Origin of the sequence: Rhodoferax sp., from assembly GCF_010365055.1 — a bacterium.
In the GTDB taxonomy this organism is placed as follows: Bacteria; Pseudomonadota; Gammaproteobacteria; order Burkholderiales; family Burkholderiaceae_C; genus Rhodoferax.
This window is the reverse complement of sequence record NZ_JAAFHA010000001.1, coordinates 43,663-58,237: the sequence shown is the minus strand read 5'-3', so window position 1 is coordinate 58,237 and position 14,575 is coordinate 43,663. Positions and strand designations below refer to the sequence as shown.

The following is a 14,575-nucleotide window of genomic DNA, read 5'->3' as shown; positions in this document are numbered from 1 at the left end:
AGTGAAATTCAGATGTTTTTAACGTGTGGCCAAGCAGAAAATTTTCAAGCCGCCGTGACCACCTGGTTGTCAATTATTTTGGTGCGGCGACGGTGACCAGTGCAGGCCGTAGCACACGATCCGCGATGGCGTAGCCCTTTTGCAGCACCGTGACCACGGTGTTGGCCTCAAATTCAGAAGGGACCACGCTGATGGCCTGATGCTGATGCGGATCAAATTTGGTCGTCCCAGGCTGGGGGTTGATGGGCATCACTTTGTTGCGCTCCAGTGCAGCGAGCAGTTGGCGCAGGGTCGCCTGGGCGCCTTCGCGAATCTGCTCGTTGGTGGCGTCCTTGATGATCAGGCCCGCCTCCAGGCTGTCTGCCACCGGAAGCAAACTTTCAGCAAAAGCCTCGACCGCGAACTTGCGCGACTTTGAGATTTCGTCATCGGCACGGCGCCGGGCGTTGTCGGCCTCGGCCTTGGCACGCAGGTACTGGTCGGCGAGTTCGGCGCTTTTGGCTTGCAGCTCAGCCAGGTCGGCTTGCGCTTTTGCCAACGCATCGCCCTCATAGGCGGCCTGTGCGGCGACCATTTCTTCAGTGCTCCGGTAATCGGAAGCGGGTGGGGTGTTTGGGTTTGGATTGGTTTCAGACATACGGATAAGGCAAATGTGAAATGCTAAACCCCTGACGTGGGGCCGAACACGAACAATTCAAGAGCGCATTAGTGCACGACGCGCCGACGGCAAGCTCGCTCGGGCGTAGATCCGGCAACTGGCGGCCGGTTCGGGCCGCGGGGTCAGCGCTTGGTGGCGCAGCAGGTCAGCCCGACAGGCCGAGCAGTTCGACGTCGAACTTCAAGGTGGCGTTGGGCGGAATGACACCACCGGCACCGCGTGCGCCGTAGCCCAGCGCCGCCGGGATGATCAGGGTGCGTGCGCCGCCCACCTGCATGCCGGCCACGCCTTCGTCCCAACCGCGAATGACCATACCGGCGCCGAGCGAAAACACAAACGGGTCGTTGCGGTCTTTGCTGGAGTCGAACTTGGCACCTTGGACGCCGTCGTTATAAAGCCAACCCGTGTAGTGAACGGTGACGCTTTGGCCCTTGGTTGCCTGCGCGCCAGAGCCGATCACAGTGTCTTCGTATTGAAGCCCGGAGGAGGTTGTTGTCATGATGGAGTCCTTGTTAGATGCAAAAAAGATAGCTGTATGCGCCCGTGCGACGGGGGCTACAGCCATTAATCTCTAAATAAATTTAGCAGATCAGAATATTCAAATGTCTTTCTTGGCTTGGGTGGCCGCCCATTTGGTGGCAAAGGCCGGCAGGTCGGCCAGGCGCTTGAGTAGATCGGCTCCCAGGGCTGTGACGACGTAGCCGTCATTGCCATGATCGAGCAGCCCGGCCGCGCGCATATTCTTGATACGGGTGTTCAGTGTGTTGGGGGTAATGGTGCCGACGCTGTCTTGCAGCAATCGAAAAGTCTGCGCATGACCATCCCGCAAGGCCCACAGAACCCGAATGGCATAACGCGACTCGAGAAGTTCAAGCAGTTGACCGATTGCGGCATTTTCTTTGGTACTCATGAGACAGCTCTCCTGTTGGCATTAATTAATTGACGGGCGTCTTAAACTGGCGAAAGTCATCGTCATTTGATGGCCTTGGTTACCCGGCGCGAGTCGAAACTATAGCGCAGATTGAAGTCTGCTACATGTTTCATAGCTGTCATCCGCTTTGGTGCCCCGGTCACAGCGCGTTTCCTCCTCATTTTCCCGTGGCTTTTTCTTGTCAGGGGCAAGGGGAACTGCTAAGGTGATTCTGTTGAACGGTTGATGTCTGGCATTTTTTGGGAGGATTTATGGTTATCAATTTTGAACAGGTGCACAACTATTACGAACGGCTGGTGTTTGAGGCAGTCGCCCAGCAGGCCGAGGCGCACCCGGATTTCACGTCCGACATGCTGGCTGATGTGGCCTGTGTCGCATTGAACCGTTTGCCCGCGCGTTATGTCAGGCACGATGTGGACATGATGTTCTATCTGACTGAGCATGAACGCCATGCCATCGAACAATCCATGGCCGAAGGGCTGAATTTTGCTTTTGGATTTGTGGGCGATCGGGTTGCCAAGCGCCAGGCGTTGGGTTGACCCTTCTGTTGCTTGACGTGTGACGGGCTCAAGGTTGTAGGTCTGGATTCTTTGACGCTTTCCGGGTATGGGGCGCCTGTTGGACCGTGTTGTTTCCGGAGAGGGTAAAATCCGCGCTATTGTTTTGATTGCTTCCGGCCCCATTGCGCCAGGTAAACGCCCTTGACTGCACTTGGCCTCAGGGGAAACCGCGGGGTTTGGGTGTTGGCCTGATCCCTGAAATGTGCTGCAGCGCAATAAAGCTATTTCAGCTTAGATCTGAGCCAAAGGGAACCACATGCCATCCAAAAAAGCCGCTGAGACCAATGTCGCCCAGCGCATTATTAAGAAATACCCGAACCGGCGCCTCTACGACACCGACACGTCAAGTTACATCACCCTGGCCCAAGTCAAACGCCTGGTGATGGAGAGTGAGCCCTTTGTCGTGATCGATGTGAAAACCGGCGAAGACCTGACGCGCAGCATTCTGCTGCAAATCATTCTGGAAGAGGAGTCCAATGACTCTCCCATGTTCACCGCGCCGGTGCTGGCCAGTGTGATCCGTTTTTATGGCCATGCGATGCAGGGTTTTATGGGCGGCTACCTGGAAAAAAACATGCAGCAGCTGATGGACGTCCAGGCCAAATTTGCAGAGCAAAGCAAAGGGTTGTCACCAGAAATGTGGACACAATTCATGGCCTTGCAGTCGCCGGTGCTGCAGGGCATGTTGGGCGGAAAACTGGAGCAATCCAAGAACCTGTTCGAACAAATGCAGGAACAGATGCAAAAGCAGACCGGCCAGATGCTGGGCGCTTTTGGTATAAAACGCTGAGCTACCTGCGATTGTTGGGACTAACTATTTATTTATGAGCGAAGTTATTACAAAAAGCAATACGGCACCCAAAGTCGGTTTCGTCAGCCTGGGTTGCGCCAAGGCGCTGACCGATTCCGAACTGATCCTCACGCAGTTGAGTGCCGAGGGTTATCAAACCTCCAAGACATTTCAGGGGGCCGATCTGGTGATCGTCAACACCTGTGGTTTCATCGACGATGCGGTCAAGGAGAGCCTGGACACCATTGGTGAGGCACTCGCCGCAAACGGCCGGGTGATTGTCACCGGTTGCCTGGGCGCCAAATCCACTGAGGGCGGTGGCAACCTGGTGCGCCAAATGCACCCCAGCGTGCTGGCCGTGACCGGCCCCCAGGCCACGCAGGAGGTGATGGACGCCGTGCACGCCAACCTGCCCAAGCCGCACGACCCGTTTGTTGACCTGGTGCCCAATGCGTTTGGGGTGGCGGGCATCAAGCTCACACCGCGCCATTACGCCTACATCAAGATCAGTGAAGGCTGCAACCACCGCTGCACGTTTTGCATCATTCCGTCCATGCGTGGTGATCTGGTGTCGCGCCCGATTGGTGACGTGCTGAAAGAAGCACGCGCCCTGTTTGAAGGCGGTGTGAAAGAGTTGCTGGTGATCAGTCAGGACACGTCGGCGTATGGCGTGGATGTCAAATACCGTACCGGCTTCTGGGACGGCAAACCGATCAAGACCCGTCTGCTGGAACTCGCTACCGCGCTGGGCGAGATGGCGCAGCCGTATGGTGCCTGGGTACGTTTGCACTATGTCTACCCGTACCCGAGCGTCGATGATCTGTTGCCCTTGATGGCCACAGGCAAAGTGTTGCCCTACCTGGATGTGCCGCTGCAACACAGCCATCCGGATGTGCTCAAGCGCATGAAACGCCCGGCCAGCGGTGAGAAAAATCTGGAACGCATCCAGCGCTGGCGTGAACTCTGTCCCGACATTGTGGTTCGCAGTACCTTCATCGTGGGCTTTCCCGGTGAAACGGAAGAAGAATTCTCGCATCTGCTCGATTTCATGCGTGAGGCGCAAATTGACCGGGCCGGTTGTTTCGCCTACAGCCCGGTGCAGGGCGCTGTTGCCAATGAGCTTGGCGGTATGTTGCCGATTGAACTGCGTGAAGAGCGGCGCGCACGCTTCATGGCAGTGGCGGAGGCGGTGTCAAGCGCCAAACTGCGGCAGCGCATTGGCAGCACGATGCAGATTCTCATCGATTCGGCGCCGGGTTTGGGCAAAAAAGGCGGCGTGGGTCGCTCCTATGCCGATGCGCCTGAGATTGATGGTGTGGTGAAACTGCTGCCACCGGAGAAAATCAGCAAGACTTTGCGAGTTGGTGAATTTACCAAAGCGCGCATTGTCGGCGCCCAGGGGCACGATCTCGTGGCCCAGCCGTTTTAAGATTCAACGCTTGGAACATTTCAGGACAAACCAGGCGCCACTGCCCACGTGGCGGCTTTTGGTCAAAAAAAAACCAGAAACCTTGTTAAAAGATTTCTGGATTTCATTAATATTGGTGCCCGGAAGAGGACTCGAACCTCCACACCTTTCGGCACACGGACCTGAACCGTGCGCGTCTACCAATTCCGCCATCCGGGCATTTCAGGAAAGAGAGTTATTGTATCAAGAATATTAGCCAACCCAGCGGCTTGCTGGACGAAATTGAAGGAACTGTGCTGGGTCACCGTGACGGTCATGGGTTTGTGACCCGTGCTGACGGCCAACCCGACATCTATCTGCCCCCCAACGAGATGCGTGCCGTGTTGCACAAGGACCGGGTCAAGGTGCGCATTGTGCGCAGTGACCGCAAGGGTCGCCCCGAAGGTCGCGTGCTTGAGATCATCGAGAGAACCAGTAAGACGATCATCGGGCGCTTGCTGCAGGAAAGCGGCATCTGGATTGTGGTGCCGGAAGACAAATGCTACGGGCAGGATGTCTTGATTCCAAAAGCGGCGACTGGCCTGGCCAAGACCGGCCAAGTGGTGGTGGTTGAGTTGACTGAGCCACCGTCCTTGTACGGCCAGCCGGTCGGACGCATCAAGGAGGTGCTCGGTGAGGTCGATGACCCTGGCATGGAGATAGAAATTGCGGTGCGCAAATACAGTGTGCCGCATGAATTCTCCGACGCCTGTATTGCGTTGGCGCGCACCCTGCCGGACCAGGTGCGTCCGCAGGACAAGAAGCACCGGGTGGATCTGACCGACGTGCCCTTGGTCACGATCGACGGCGAAGATGCGCGTGATTTTGACGATGCGGTCTACTGCGAGCCGGTGAAAATCGGCAAAGGCAAAACAGCTGTAGAGGGCTGGCGTTTGCTCGTCGCCATTGCGGACGTGAGTCATTACGTGGAGAACGGCTCGGCCATTGATATTGACGCCTATGAACGCGCCACCAGCGTGTATTTCCCGCGTCGTGTGATCCCGATGCTGCCGGAGAAATTGTCCAACGGACTGTGTTCGCTCAACCCGGAGGTCGAACGCCTGTGCATGGTGTGTGACATGATGGTCAGCGCGGACGGCGAGGTCACGGCTTACCAGTTTTACCCGGCGGTGATGTGGAGCCACGCCCGCTTTACCTACACCGAGGTGGCCGCGATCCTGGCCAACACGCGCGGGCCCGAGGCCCTCAAGCGCCAGGAGCGGGTGCCCGATCTGATCAATCTGCACGACGTTTATCGGGCTTTGCTGCAGGCGCGCGCACGCCGCGGCGCGGTCGATTTTGAAACGGTTGAGACGCAGATCGTGTGCGACGAGAGCGGACGCATTGAGAAAATCATCCCGCGCACACGCAACGATGCCCACAAGATTGTCGAAGAAGCGATGCTGGCCGCTAACGTTTGCAGCGCTGATTTCATAGCGCAGAGCAAGCATGCAGGCTTGTTTCGGGTGCATGAAGGCCCGACCCCCGAGAAAAAAGAAATTCTGCGCAACTACCTCAAAGTCACGGGCGTGGGTTTGTCCATCAGTGACAATCCCTCGCCGGGCGAGTTCCAGGCCATTGCCAACGCCACCAAAGACCGGCCCGACGCCCAGCAGATTCACTCCATGTTGCTGCGCTCGATGCAGCAGGCGATTTACACGCCGGTCAACGAGGGGCATTTCGGCTTGGCCTTTGATGCCTACACCCATTTCACCAGCCCGATCCGACGTTACCCTGATTTGCTGGTGCACCGGGTCATCAAGGCGATCTTGGCCAAGACCAAATACCAGTTGCCGGTGCTGCCGCTGCCGGGTGAGGCGCACGCCAAGCTGTCACGGCGGCTCGAAAAAGGCCTCGCCGCCCGCGTGGCCGAGCCGGGGCAAAAGCCGAAAAAATTGAGTATTGATACCCAGGCTTGGCAAGCCGCTGGCCTGCATTGCAGCGCCAACGAGCGCCGCGCCGACGAGGCCAGCCGCGACGTCGAAGCCTGGCTCAAGTGCAAGTACATGCGCGAGCACCTGGGCGAGGAATACTGGGGGGTGGTCAGTTCCGTGACCAGTTTCGGTATTTTTGTCACACTGGACGCCATGTATGTCGAAGGACTGGTGCACATCACCGAACTCGGGGGCGACTACTTCAAGTTCGATGAGATGCGCCAGGAGTTGCGCGGCGAGCGCACCGGTATGCGCTACGCCATTGGCACCCGGCTGCAGGTGCAGGTCAGCCGGGTCGACCTGGATGGGCGCCGCATTGATTTCCGGCTGATTCACGAGGGGGAAGGCACGGTTTCACGGGGCGGCAAAGACAAAGAGTTGTCGCGCGCCGCTGGCAGCCGTGACGCGACCGCTGGCGAGTCAGCAAGCGCAACAGGCAAGCGCTCCTCGCGGAAAATATCAGAGCCCGATGCGCGCTCGCCAAAAACCGCCAGCAAAAGCAAGAGCACGAGCAAGGACCCAGGCCGCAAGCCACGTCGACGCTCCTGATCTGCGTTCACTTTTTTTTTCACACAAGCAACCGATATGACTTCAAATTCAAAAATAGCCATCGTCACCGGCGCAGGCAGCGGCATTGGCAAAGCAGTGGTGCTGGCGCTTCTCAAGGACGGACACCGTGTGGTGCTGGCAGGACGGCGCCCCGAGCCACTGGCCGACGTGATTGCATTGGGTGCGGCGCCACAGCGCTCGCTGGCGGTTCCGACCGATGTCTCGGACGCTGATTCTGTGAAGGCGCTGTTTGACGCCGCAGTGAGCGCATTCGGGCGGGTCGATGTGCTGTTCAACAATGCCGGCGTCAATGCACCCGGTATTGCCCTGGAAGACCTGACACTGGCGCAGTGGAAAAATGTGGTCGATATCAACCTCACCGGCATGTTTTTGTGCATTCAGCAGGCGTTTCGCGTGATGAAAGCACAGACGCCACGCGGCGGGCGCATCATCAACAACGGGTCGATTTCTGCCACGACGCCGCGCCCCAATTCAATTGCCTACACCGCGACCAAGCACGCCGTCACCGGCCTGACCAAGGCGGCGTCACTCGATGGCCGGAAATACGACATTGCCGTCGGTCAGATTGACATTGGCAACGCCGCCACCGAGATGGCGCAGCGCATGGCGACCGGCATTGTGCAGGCCAATGGTGAGATGGCGATTGAACCCTTGATGGATGTGGCCATCGTCGGCCAGTCGGTGCTGTACATGGCCAATTTGCCGCTGGAAGCCAATGTGATGTTCCACACCGTGATGGCGACCAAAATGCCGTTTGCCGGGCGCGGCTAGGTTTTATATAGGAAATCGGTCTCTAGCCCGCATGTGGACTGTGTCAGTAGCTACTGTTTTTATAGTATTCTAGTTTTCTTTGGCAGGATCACCCGGAACACCGTCCCCAGTCCCAATTCGCTCTTGACTTCAATGCGTCCGTCGTGTTTTTTGACAATACCGTAAGCCAGTGAAAGCCCCAGCCCGGTGCCTTGGCCGACCGGTTTGGTCGTGAAAAACGGCTCAAAAATCCGGGACAGATGCTCCGGCTTGATGCCGCGGCCGCTGTCTTGCACTTCCACCCACACACAGGCGTCGTCGTGCCCGGTGCGGACGGCAATGGTGCCACGCCCTTCAATGGCGTGCGAGGCGTTGATCAACAGGTTCATGAACACCTGGTTAAGCTGAAAAGCAAAGCATTCGACTTGCGGAATACCTGCAAACTCCTTGATCACCTCGGCCTTGTACTTGAGCTCATTCCAGACCACGCGCAAGGTGCTCTCCAGCCCGGCCTCCAGGTCGGCCCACTGGCGCTCCGATTCATCCACATGAGAAAAATCTTTCAAGTCCTGCACGATGCGCGTGACGCGCTTGAGCCCGTCCAGCGATTCGACGAGCAAGTTGGCCACGTCTTCGCGCAGGAACTCGGCATCAATGTCCGCTTTTACCTGGCTTATCTCTTGCATTGCTGCCCCAGGGAGGGCTCCCTCGGCCTTCTCGTAGACCGACAGCAGCCTGAGCATGTCGGTGACATAGCGCTGTAAGGAGCCCAGATTGGAGTTGACAAAGCCCACCGGATTGTTGATTTCATGCGCTACCCCGGCCGCCAGTTGACCGATAGACGCCATGCGCTCCGATTGCAGCAGCTGGTTTTGCGCCTCTTCCAGTCGCTTGATCAAAATGGCCTGGCGCTCCTTTTCTTGCTGCAGCGTCTCATTGACGGTATTCAAGTCGGCTGTTCGGGATTGCACTCTTTGTTCCAGCAGGTCGCGCGATTCACGCAAGGCGGCTTCGGCCAGCGTGCGCTGGGTGATGTCCTGAAAACCAAACACGCGCCCTATGATCTGCTCACCCAGGTACTGTGGACGCGAGCTGACCTCGAACACGCGACCGTCCTGGTGGTGCAGCAGGTCTTCGGTCTCACGCTGGTCCACGATTGCACTCAATCGGGTGTGAAGCAACTCGGACTCGATCACACGCCCGGCCACAAAACCGAGAATGCGCGCATCGTCATGCGAGTCGAGCAGATCGTCAGAAACCTCCCACATCCTGCCAAACAGCCGGTTCATGCTCTCGATCTGTCCCTGCCAGCCAATGACCAGGATGCCATTGCCGGTGGACTCCAGCGTGGCACGCAACTGCGACAAGGTGTGCGCCAGCGCGTCCTGCGCCTTGCGCTCATCTCTTGTCTGCACGGCCTGCACCAGCAACAGGGGTGCCCCCTGATAGTTGAGCAGCCGAATTGACTTGCTGACCGGAAGCAGCTCGCCATCCGCGCGGCGATACAGCCCCTCCTGACTCTGTACTTCAAGATACTGGCCAGCTCGAACATCTTCCCAATAAAACACATCCTGTAGCGCACTCTCGACCTCGGTGATCGCCAAGCCCTGCAACTGTGCCAGCGAGTAGTTCAGTGTCTTGACCACCGACGCGTTGGCCATCATGATCTGCAGTGTGACCGGGTTGACCAAAAGCGCCATCTCGGGGCTGTTGTCAAGCATCAGTCTGGCCAGCGAATTCATGGCGTGCCCGCCTGTGGCCGTGTGGACGATGCATCAAAGTAGTAGCTGACCCGTTTGCGCGGGCTCAAGTAGTTGTACACCTCTTGCGGCACTTGGGCCGGCCGGATGGCTTTCGCAATGTTGACCTCGGTCTCACGCTCCATGTCAAGCAAAATCGCGTCATCCTTGGCTACCTCGGCGTCATACACCATCAGCGTGGGCTTCATGGGGCGTGCCGTGTTCACGGTTACCACCATGCCAATGGCGCCGTTGGACAGCTGCACGATCGTACCTGGCGGATACACACCCAGACAGCGAATGAAAACCTGCAGCAGCTTGGGGTCGAACTTGCTGCGTAATTTGGCAAACATGAGGGACAGTGCTTCATGCGGCGTCAGCGCGTCGGCGATGGCCGACGGGTTGCACAACTCATCGTAGTAATTGGCAATGACCACAATGCGCGACAGCAAGCTGGTCGATTCGCCTTTGAGTTTGGCCGGATAGCCGGCGCCGTCAAACAACTCGTGATGCTCCCGGATGGTCGCCAGCGCCGCCGGTGCCAGACCCATGCGCTGACCCATCTCCACGCCAAACTGGCAGTGCATTTCATAGAAACTACGCTCGGCTTGCGTCAGCGCTTCGGTTTTTCGCAGAATCTTGTCAGGCACTTCTTTGCGCCCAATATCATGCAGCAGCGCCCCGACGCCGAGCACGCCCACGACCGCCACCGGCAGTTTGATATCGCGCGCCATCATGATCGACAGCATGGTGACGTTGAGCGAATGCAGGTACAGCTCGTCGCCCCCCAACTTGTCGCCCATGACCTGAATCGCGAGTTCAGGAGCACTGAGGATCGAATCGGTCATCTGACCGATGAGCAAGGTGGCCTGCTGCGCGGCCTCAAGCGGTCGGCTGTACAGGTTCTTCTCGATGTCGCGAATGGTCCTGGCCGTGTCGATGAAAGCTTTTTCTATGCGCTCGGTGTCCTGCCTTCGCAGCCGCATCTGCGCCATCATGGCCCGCTTGGCCAGCATGATCGGGGATAGCTCTGGCGCAGTGCTGGCGGGGGTTAGCGCAGGGGCGTTGAGGTCGGGCGCGAGCGGCTCGACCATCTGGGCAGGGGCACTGCCCTCGCTCAGCTCCGAGCTAAAGCGCACCGTTTTCAGACCCAGGCTGCGGATCAGCGTGATTTGTTCTTCGGACTTGATCTTGAAATGGCTAAACGCGAACGGATGCTCAAACCACTTCAAGTCGAGATGGACGTACAGCCCCACGCGAAGCTGGTCCACGGAGATATTGCGGTTGGCCGTGGCGTTCAAACCAGGCTCCTGATCGCTTTGTCACAACCCAAGCCACGGGTAAAAACCAGGCATTGACGGGCTGGTCCAAAAATCTGACGCTTGTTTGTGTACCGGATGTTCATTCAGAAAATTCCTGCTCAGGATGCTCTGTCCACGCGAATGTAGGCGGTCAGTTCCATGCCGCCTGACTTTTCAAAAGTGATGATCTTGCCGATCATGCGTTGATCGAACACATGCTCTGCCGACAACATCAACAAGCCGCTCGGTGCGATGAGATCGCGTGCCAGCACCATGCCTGCTTTCAGGTTACACGCTTTGACCATCATTTCAGCAAAGTTTTCCTTGCCAGCGGCTTGCCGTGACACGCCACTGAGCACTTCCAGGAAGGCGCTCACCACCTCCGGGTCATAGCGCTGCCCGCTGCTACGGACAATCAGAATTTTGGCTTCTTCCGGTTTCAGACGGCTGTGCGTCAGCGTGCCGATTTGCATGTTGTCGTAGTCACTGGCCAGCGACAAAATCCGGGTTCCAATGGGTATGTTTGGCCCGACGAGCCGGGTCGGGAAGCCGGTGCCATCAAAGCGTTCAAACTGTGCTGTGATGATGTCGGAGGCAGCGCGCAATTCGGTCAGCGGCAGCAGCAACTGCTCGGCTTGCACCGTGTGCTTGCGGTAGGCGTCCAACTGTTCTGGTTTCATCATTGCCACCGGCGTGTTGAGCAGTTCGTCGGCAAACCCCACTTTTCCAATTTCGTGCAGCAAGCCAGCGACAAAAATGTCTTGCACCAGCTTGCCATCGAGTTGGAGTTTGGTGGCCATGCGCCGCGCCAGATCAGCCACCCGACGCGAGTGCCCGGCCAGGTTACCGCCACGCATTTCCATCAAGGTGGAGAACACTTTGATCGACGTGACGAAACTGCTTTTCAGTCTTTCATTGGCGCTTTGCAGTGACTCGTTGGCGACCCTGAGTTCAGTGGTGCGCGCTTCAACCTTGGCTTCCAGGCTCGCGTTGATGGTCTTGAGTTCTTCGTTCTGGCGGGTGGTCAGCGCTTCCAGGCGCTTCTTCTCGTGCTCCAGTGCTTGACGTTCCAGCGCCTGGCGCACGATCAGTACGATGTCGTTGTCGTCCCACGGTTTGGTGATGTAGCGGTAAATCTCACCCCGATTGATGGCCTCGATGATGGCGTCGATGTCGGAATGACCAGTCAGCAGCAGGCGTACCGTGTCGGGCCAGCGTACGCGCACCCGTGCCAAAAATTGGGCACCATCCATCTCTGGCATGCGCATGTCAGAGATGACCAGGTCAACGGTCTGCGTCTCCAGCAGCGCCAGGGCGGCCTGGCCCCCTTCGGCGGACAATACCTGCCATCCTTTGCCACGAAACAGCCGTTTGAGCGCCGACAGAATGTTGGGCTCATCGTCGACGCACAAAATTGTGGGCAGCAGCGCTGCACGGGCGCCGGGTGCCGTGGTGCTGTTGTCCGTCATGTTGCGTTGGCTCCATTGGCTGCTGGCGTGGCGGGCTGCTTGAGTGGTAGCGTGACGCGAATGGTGCTGCCTTTGCCCATTTCAGTTTGAACTTCGATGCTGCCATGATGTTTTTGCACAACGCCATATGACAACGATAACCCCAGGCCGGTGCCTTTGCCGACCGGTTTGGTGGTGTAGAACGGGTCAAAGATGCGCGGCAAAACATCCTTCTGGATGCCACTGCCGTCATCAATCACCTCCAGCCAGACCTTGTCATCGGCCACACCGGTGCGCACTGTGATCTTGCCGCGCTCAGTGCCCATGGCTTGCGCCGCATTAAGCACCAGATTCATTACCACCTGGTTGATCTGCGAGGGCATGCATTGCACCTCGGGCAGGTCGGCATAGTCTTTGACCAAATCGGCCTTGTACTTGATCTCGTTATTGATCACATTGAGCGTTGAGTCAATACCCTGGTTCATGTCGGAAAATTGCCAATCGGGGTTGCTGTCCACGTGCGAAAAATCTTTCAGGTCCTGCACGATTTTTCGCACCCGCACGATGCCTTCTTTGGACTCCTGCATTAATACCGGAATATCTTCTTTCAGAAACGCCAGTTCAATTTCTTCGCGCTTGGCCTGAAGCTCTTGCAGGGTTTGTGGTGTGTGGCATGAAGCTTCTGCTTTTTCATAAGCGTCCAGCATGGCGAACAGTTGTGTCAGGTAGTTCTCCAGCGTGCCAAAGTTGGAAAAAATGTAGCCAATCGGGTTATTGATTTCACGCGCAATACCAGCGGCCAGTTGGCCAATGGAGGCCAGCTTTTCAGATTGAATCAGATGTTCCTTGACGGCTGACAACTTGACATTGAGGGCGTTGAGTTCGTCATTGCGGTCCAGCAGTCCGCGTTCTGCAGTTTCGCGACGTTTGACATCATCGCGCAGGGTGCGATTAACCTGCGCCAACTGCGCGGTGCGCTGCTCGACCATCTGTTCGACTTCGAGCTGCGCCTTCATCAACGCGGCTTCCGCCACTTTTCGCTCGGTAATGTCTTGCAAGGTTTCAATTGCGCCCACCAGTTCGCCCTGCTGGTTTCGAATCGGCGCCGCGGTGAAGAACAACCATCGCCCGGTGCTGCTCAAGCTGGAAAAAAAGGCCTCGGCCTCGTAGGCATCGACGACTGCCAGTGAACCGCGATAGGTACTCTGGTACAGATCGTCGACGGCCTTTTGCATGACGCCATCGACGATCAGGTCGGCCATCATGGGCCGGTCATGCCCATGAAAAACACGACCAATGCCTTTGCGTCCTACCACTTGGTCCGCGGTGACCCCCAGGGTCATGGCGCAGGCGTGATTGAAATGGGTGACTACATGGTTCGAGTCGATCACGAAGGTCGGGACCGGACTGGCATTAAAAAAAATGGCTTGATCGACGTCGGCAAGGCCTTTTGCTGCCGTCGCATTTGCTGGGATTGGACTATTCATCAGCTTGAGTCCTCAGCCGTTTAAAAGCAGACTGGTGGCGTTGAATTGTTGCTCGACGCTTGCAAACACCTGCAGCAGGGTCGCTTCATCCAGACCCAATTGTTCCCACAGACCCAGCGGCACAGGTGCAACCAGATCGTCGGCGTCCATCGACAAGTCCAGCGCATGGGCAATGGCGTCAGCGGCCATCACCACCAGCGAGAGGGCTTGCATGCCAAGGCTGCTGGGCGCATGGTGCTCGGCCAGCGCTTGTTGCATGGTCAGCGGGAATTTCCAGTGTTGCGTCAGCGCGTGGCCCACCTGCGCGTGGTCAAGGCCCAGTACGGCGTGTTCGGCATCCAGCAGATGGCAATCATGCTCAGCCCGGTACCTCATGGTGGCCTGGTACTGCGGTTGAAACTGCGTTACCAACACCAAGCGTCCAATGTCGTGCAGCAGGCCTGCGGTGTAGGCCTGGTCCGGGTTGAGATTGAGATGGGGAGCCAGTTCCCGGGCGCACACGGCAACCGCAATGGCGTGACGCCAGAACGGGGCGAAATTGAAGCTGTTGCCCGGGTTGGCGGAGAAGTTGCCAATCAGGGCGGAGGTGGTGGCCAGGCTGCGTACCGTTCTGAAACCCAGCATGGCAATGGCCTCCTGGATGGTGGTGACCTGGCGCGTCATGCCATAAAAGGATGAATTCGCAAGGCGCAATATTTTGGCAGTCAACGCCTGATCCATTGCGATCTTTTCCGCCAGCGCCTCAATGTTGGCGTCGTCCTGGCCCATGCTCGCCAACAACTCCATCACCACCACCGGCAGCGATGGCAGGTTGTGGATTCTTCCCAGCACGTCGTCCATCACGATGTGGTTCATGGCAAGGCAACCCCCCGGTAGCGCGCCATGAGCGCAAGCAGGTAGCGCCCCTCTGCGTTGTTGCCAGCCAGCCGAAATAATCGTTTCAACCGGTCTTGTCGCTGC

At 57.7% G+C, this 14,575-nt stretch carries 13 protein-coding genes and 1 tRNA gene; 5 read left to right on the top strand and 9 right to left on the bottom strand.

What is annotated here, in order from left to right:
- Window positions 1-73: 73 nt before the first annotated feature.
- The 3 genes from grpE to GZ093_RS00250 form a co-directional block, all read right to left on the bottom strand.
- Window positions 74-637, bottom strand: coding sequence for a nucleotide exchange factor GrpE (gene grpE / locus GZ093_RS00260; protein WP_296480404.1), 564 nt, complete (start codon window positions 635-637; stop codon window positions 74-76).
- 166 nt (window positions 638-803) lie between these two features.
- Complete coding sequence (locus GZ093_RS00255) at window positions 804-1,157, bottom strand: FKBP-type peptidyl-prolyl cis-trans isomerase (protein ID WP_296480401.1); 354 nt, start codon at window positions 1,155-1,157, stop codon at window positions 804-806.
- Window positions 1,158-1,256: 99 nt separating this feature from the next.
- Entirely contained in the window at window positions 1,257-1,568 is a 312-nt protein-coding gene (locus tag GZ093_RS00250; RefSeq protein WP_296480398.1) for a transcriptional regulator, read from the bottom strand.
- Between the two features lie 272 nt (window positions 1,569-1,840).
- Between GZ093_RS00250 and GZ093_RS00245 the strand changes: the two genes are divergently transcribed.
- The 3 genes from GZ093_RS00245 (at window position 1,841) to rimO (ending at window position 4,368) form a co-directional block, all read left to right on the top strand.
- Window positions 1,841-2,128: a late competence development ComFB family protein gene (locus GZ093_RS00245; RefSeq protein WP_296480395.1), complete on the top strand. Its 288-nt coding sequence runs from the start codon at window positions 1,841-1,843 to the stop codon at window positions 2,126-2,128.
- Window positions 2,129-2,405: 277 nt separating this feature from the next.
- Entirely contained in the window at window positions 2,406-2,939 is a 534-nt protein-coding gene (gene phaR / locus GZ093_RS00240) for a polyhydroxyalkanoate synthesis repressor PhaR (RefSeq protein WP_296480390.1), read from the top strand.
- 34 nt (window positions 2,940-2,973) lie between these two features.
- Complete coding sequence (gene rimO, locus GZ093_RS00235) at window positions 2,974-4,368, top strand: 30S ribosomal protein S12 methylthiotransferase RimO (RefSeq protein ID WP_296480387.1); 1,395 nt, start codon at window positions 2,974-2,976, stop codon at window positions 4,366-4,368.
- 113 nt (window positions 4,369-4,481) lie between these two features.
- On the opposite strand, the gene GZ093_RS00230 is transcribed toward rimO, so the two are convergent.
- Window positions 4,482-4,566, bottom strand: a tRNA-Leu gene (locus GZ093_RS00230).
- Window positions 4,567-4,616: 50 nt separating this feature from the next.
- Between GZ093_RS00230 and rnr the strand changes: the two genes are divergently transcribed.
- Together rnr and GZ093_RS00220 are read left to right on the top strand one after the other, a co-directional pair.
- Window positions 4,617-6,869: a ribonuclease R gene (rnr, locus tag GZ093_RS00225; protein WP_296480385.1), complete on the top strand. Its 2,253-nt coding sequence runs from the start codon at window positions 4,617-4,619 to the stop codon at window positions 6,867-6,869.
- Between the two features lie 36 nt (window positions 6,870-6,905).
- Window positions 6,906-7,661 (top strand): SDR family oxidoreductase, encoded by a 756-nt coding sequence (locus tag GZ093_RS00220; RefSeq protein ID WP_296480382.1) that lies wholly within the window; start codon window positions 6,906-6,908, stop codon window positions 7,659-7,661.
- Window positions 7,662-7,720: 59 nt separating this feature from the next.
- Here GZ093_RS00220 and GZ093_RS00215 read toward each other — a convergent pair whose 3' ends face one another.
- From GZ093_RS00215 to GZ093_RS00195, 5 genes are all read right to left on the bottom strand, one after another.
- Window positions 7,721-9,382, bottom strand: a complete 1,662-nt coding sequence (locus GZ093_RS00215) for an ATP-binding protein (RefSeq protein WP_296480379.1) — start codon at window positions 9,380-9,382, stop codon at window positions 7,721-7,723.
- On the bottom strand, window positions 9,379-10,680 hold the full coding sequence (locus GZ093_RS00210; protein WP_296480376.1) for an HD-GYP domain-containing protein: 1,302 nt from the start codon (window positions 10,678-10,680) through the stop codon (window positions 9,379-9,381). The genes GZ093_RS00215 and GZ093_RS00210 overlap by 4 nt, the downstream gene beginning before the upstream one ends.
- A 119-nt stretch (window positions 10,681-10,799) precedes the next feature.
- A complete protein-coding gene (locus GZ093_RS00205) occupies window positions 10,800-12,149 on the bottom strand; it encodes an HD domain-containing phosphohydrolase (RefSeq protein ID WP_296480373.1) in 1,350 nt (449 codons plus the stop codon).
- Window positions 12,146-13,615, bottom strand: coding sequence for an ATP-binding protein (locus GZ093_RS00200; protein ID WP_296480371.1), 1,470 nt, complete (start codon window positions 13,613-13,615; stop codon window positions 12,146-12,148). Before GZ093_RS00200 ends, GZ093_RS00205 begins: the two co-directional genes overlap by 4 nt.
- A 12-nt stretch (window positions 13,616-13,627) precedes the next feature.
- Window positions 13,628-14,470, bottom strand: coding sequence for an HDOD domain-containing protein (locus GZ093_RS00195; RefSeq protein WP_296480369.1), 843 nt, complete (start codon window positions 14,468-14,470; stop codon window positions 13,628-13,630).
- Between the last annotated feature and the right edge of the window lie 105 nt (window positions 14,471-14,575).

Bases quoted from the DNA above. Each gene is read 5' to 3' on its own strand.
- GZ093_RS00205 (WP_296480373.1), bottom strand. From the start codon at position 12,149: ATGACGGACAACAGCACCACGGCACCCGGCGCCCGTGCAGCGCTGCTG.
- GZ093_RS00195 (WP_296480369.1), bottom strand. From the start codon at position 14,470: ATGAACCACATCGTGATGGACGACGTGCTGGGAAGAATCCACAACCTG.
- GZ093_RS00255 (WP_296480401.1), bottom strand. From the start codon at position 1,157: ATGACAACAACCTCCTCCGGGCTTCAATACGAAGACACTGTGATCGGC.
- GZ093_RS00245 (WP_296480395.1), top strand. From the start codon at position 1,841: ATGGTTATCAATTTTGAACAGGTGCACAACTATTACGAACGGCTGGTG.
- GZ093_RS00215 (WP_296480379.1), bottom strand. From the start codon at position 9,382: ATGAATTCGCTGGCCAGACTGATGCTTGACAACAGCCCCGAGATGGCG.
- GZ093_RS00250 (WP_296480398.1), bottom strand. From the start codon at position 1,568: ATGAGTACCAAAGAAAATGCCGCAATCGGTCAACTGCTTGAACTTCTC.
- grpE (WP_296480404.1), bottom strand. From the start codon at position 637: ATGTCTGAAACCAATCCAAACCCAAACACCCCACCCGCTTCCGATTAC.
- GZ093_RS00220 (WP_296480382.1), top strand. From the start codon at position 6,906: ATGACTTCAAATTCAAAAATAGCCATCGTCACCGGCGCAGGCAGCGGC.
- phaR (WP_296480390.1), top strand. From the start codon at position 2,406: ATGCCATCCAAAAAAGCCGCTGAGACCAATGTCGCCCAGCGCATTATT.
- GZ093_RS00200 (WP_296480371.1), bottom strand. From the start codon at position 13,615: ATGAATAGTCCAATCCCAGCAAATGCGACGGCAGCAAAAGGCCTTGCC.
- rimO (WP_296480387.1), top strand. From the start codon at position 2,974: ATGAGCGAAGTTATTACAAAAAGCAATACGGCACCCAAAGTCGGTTTC.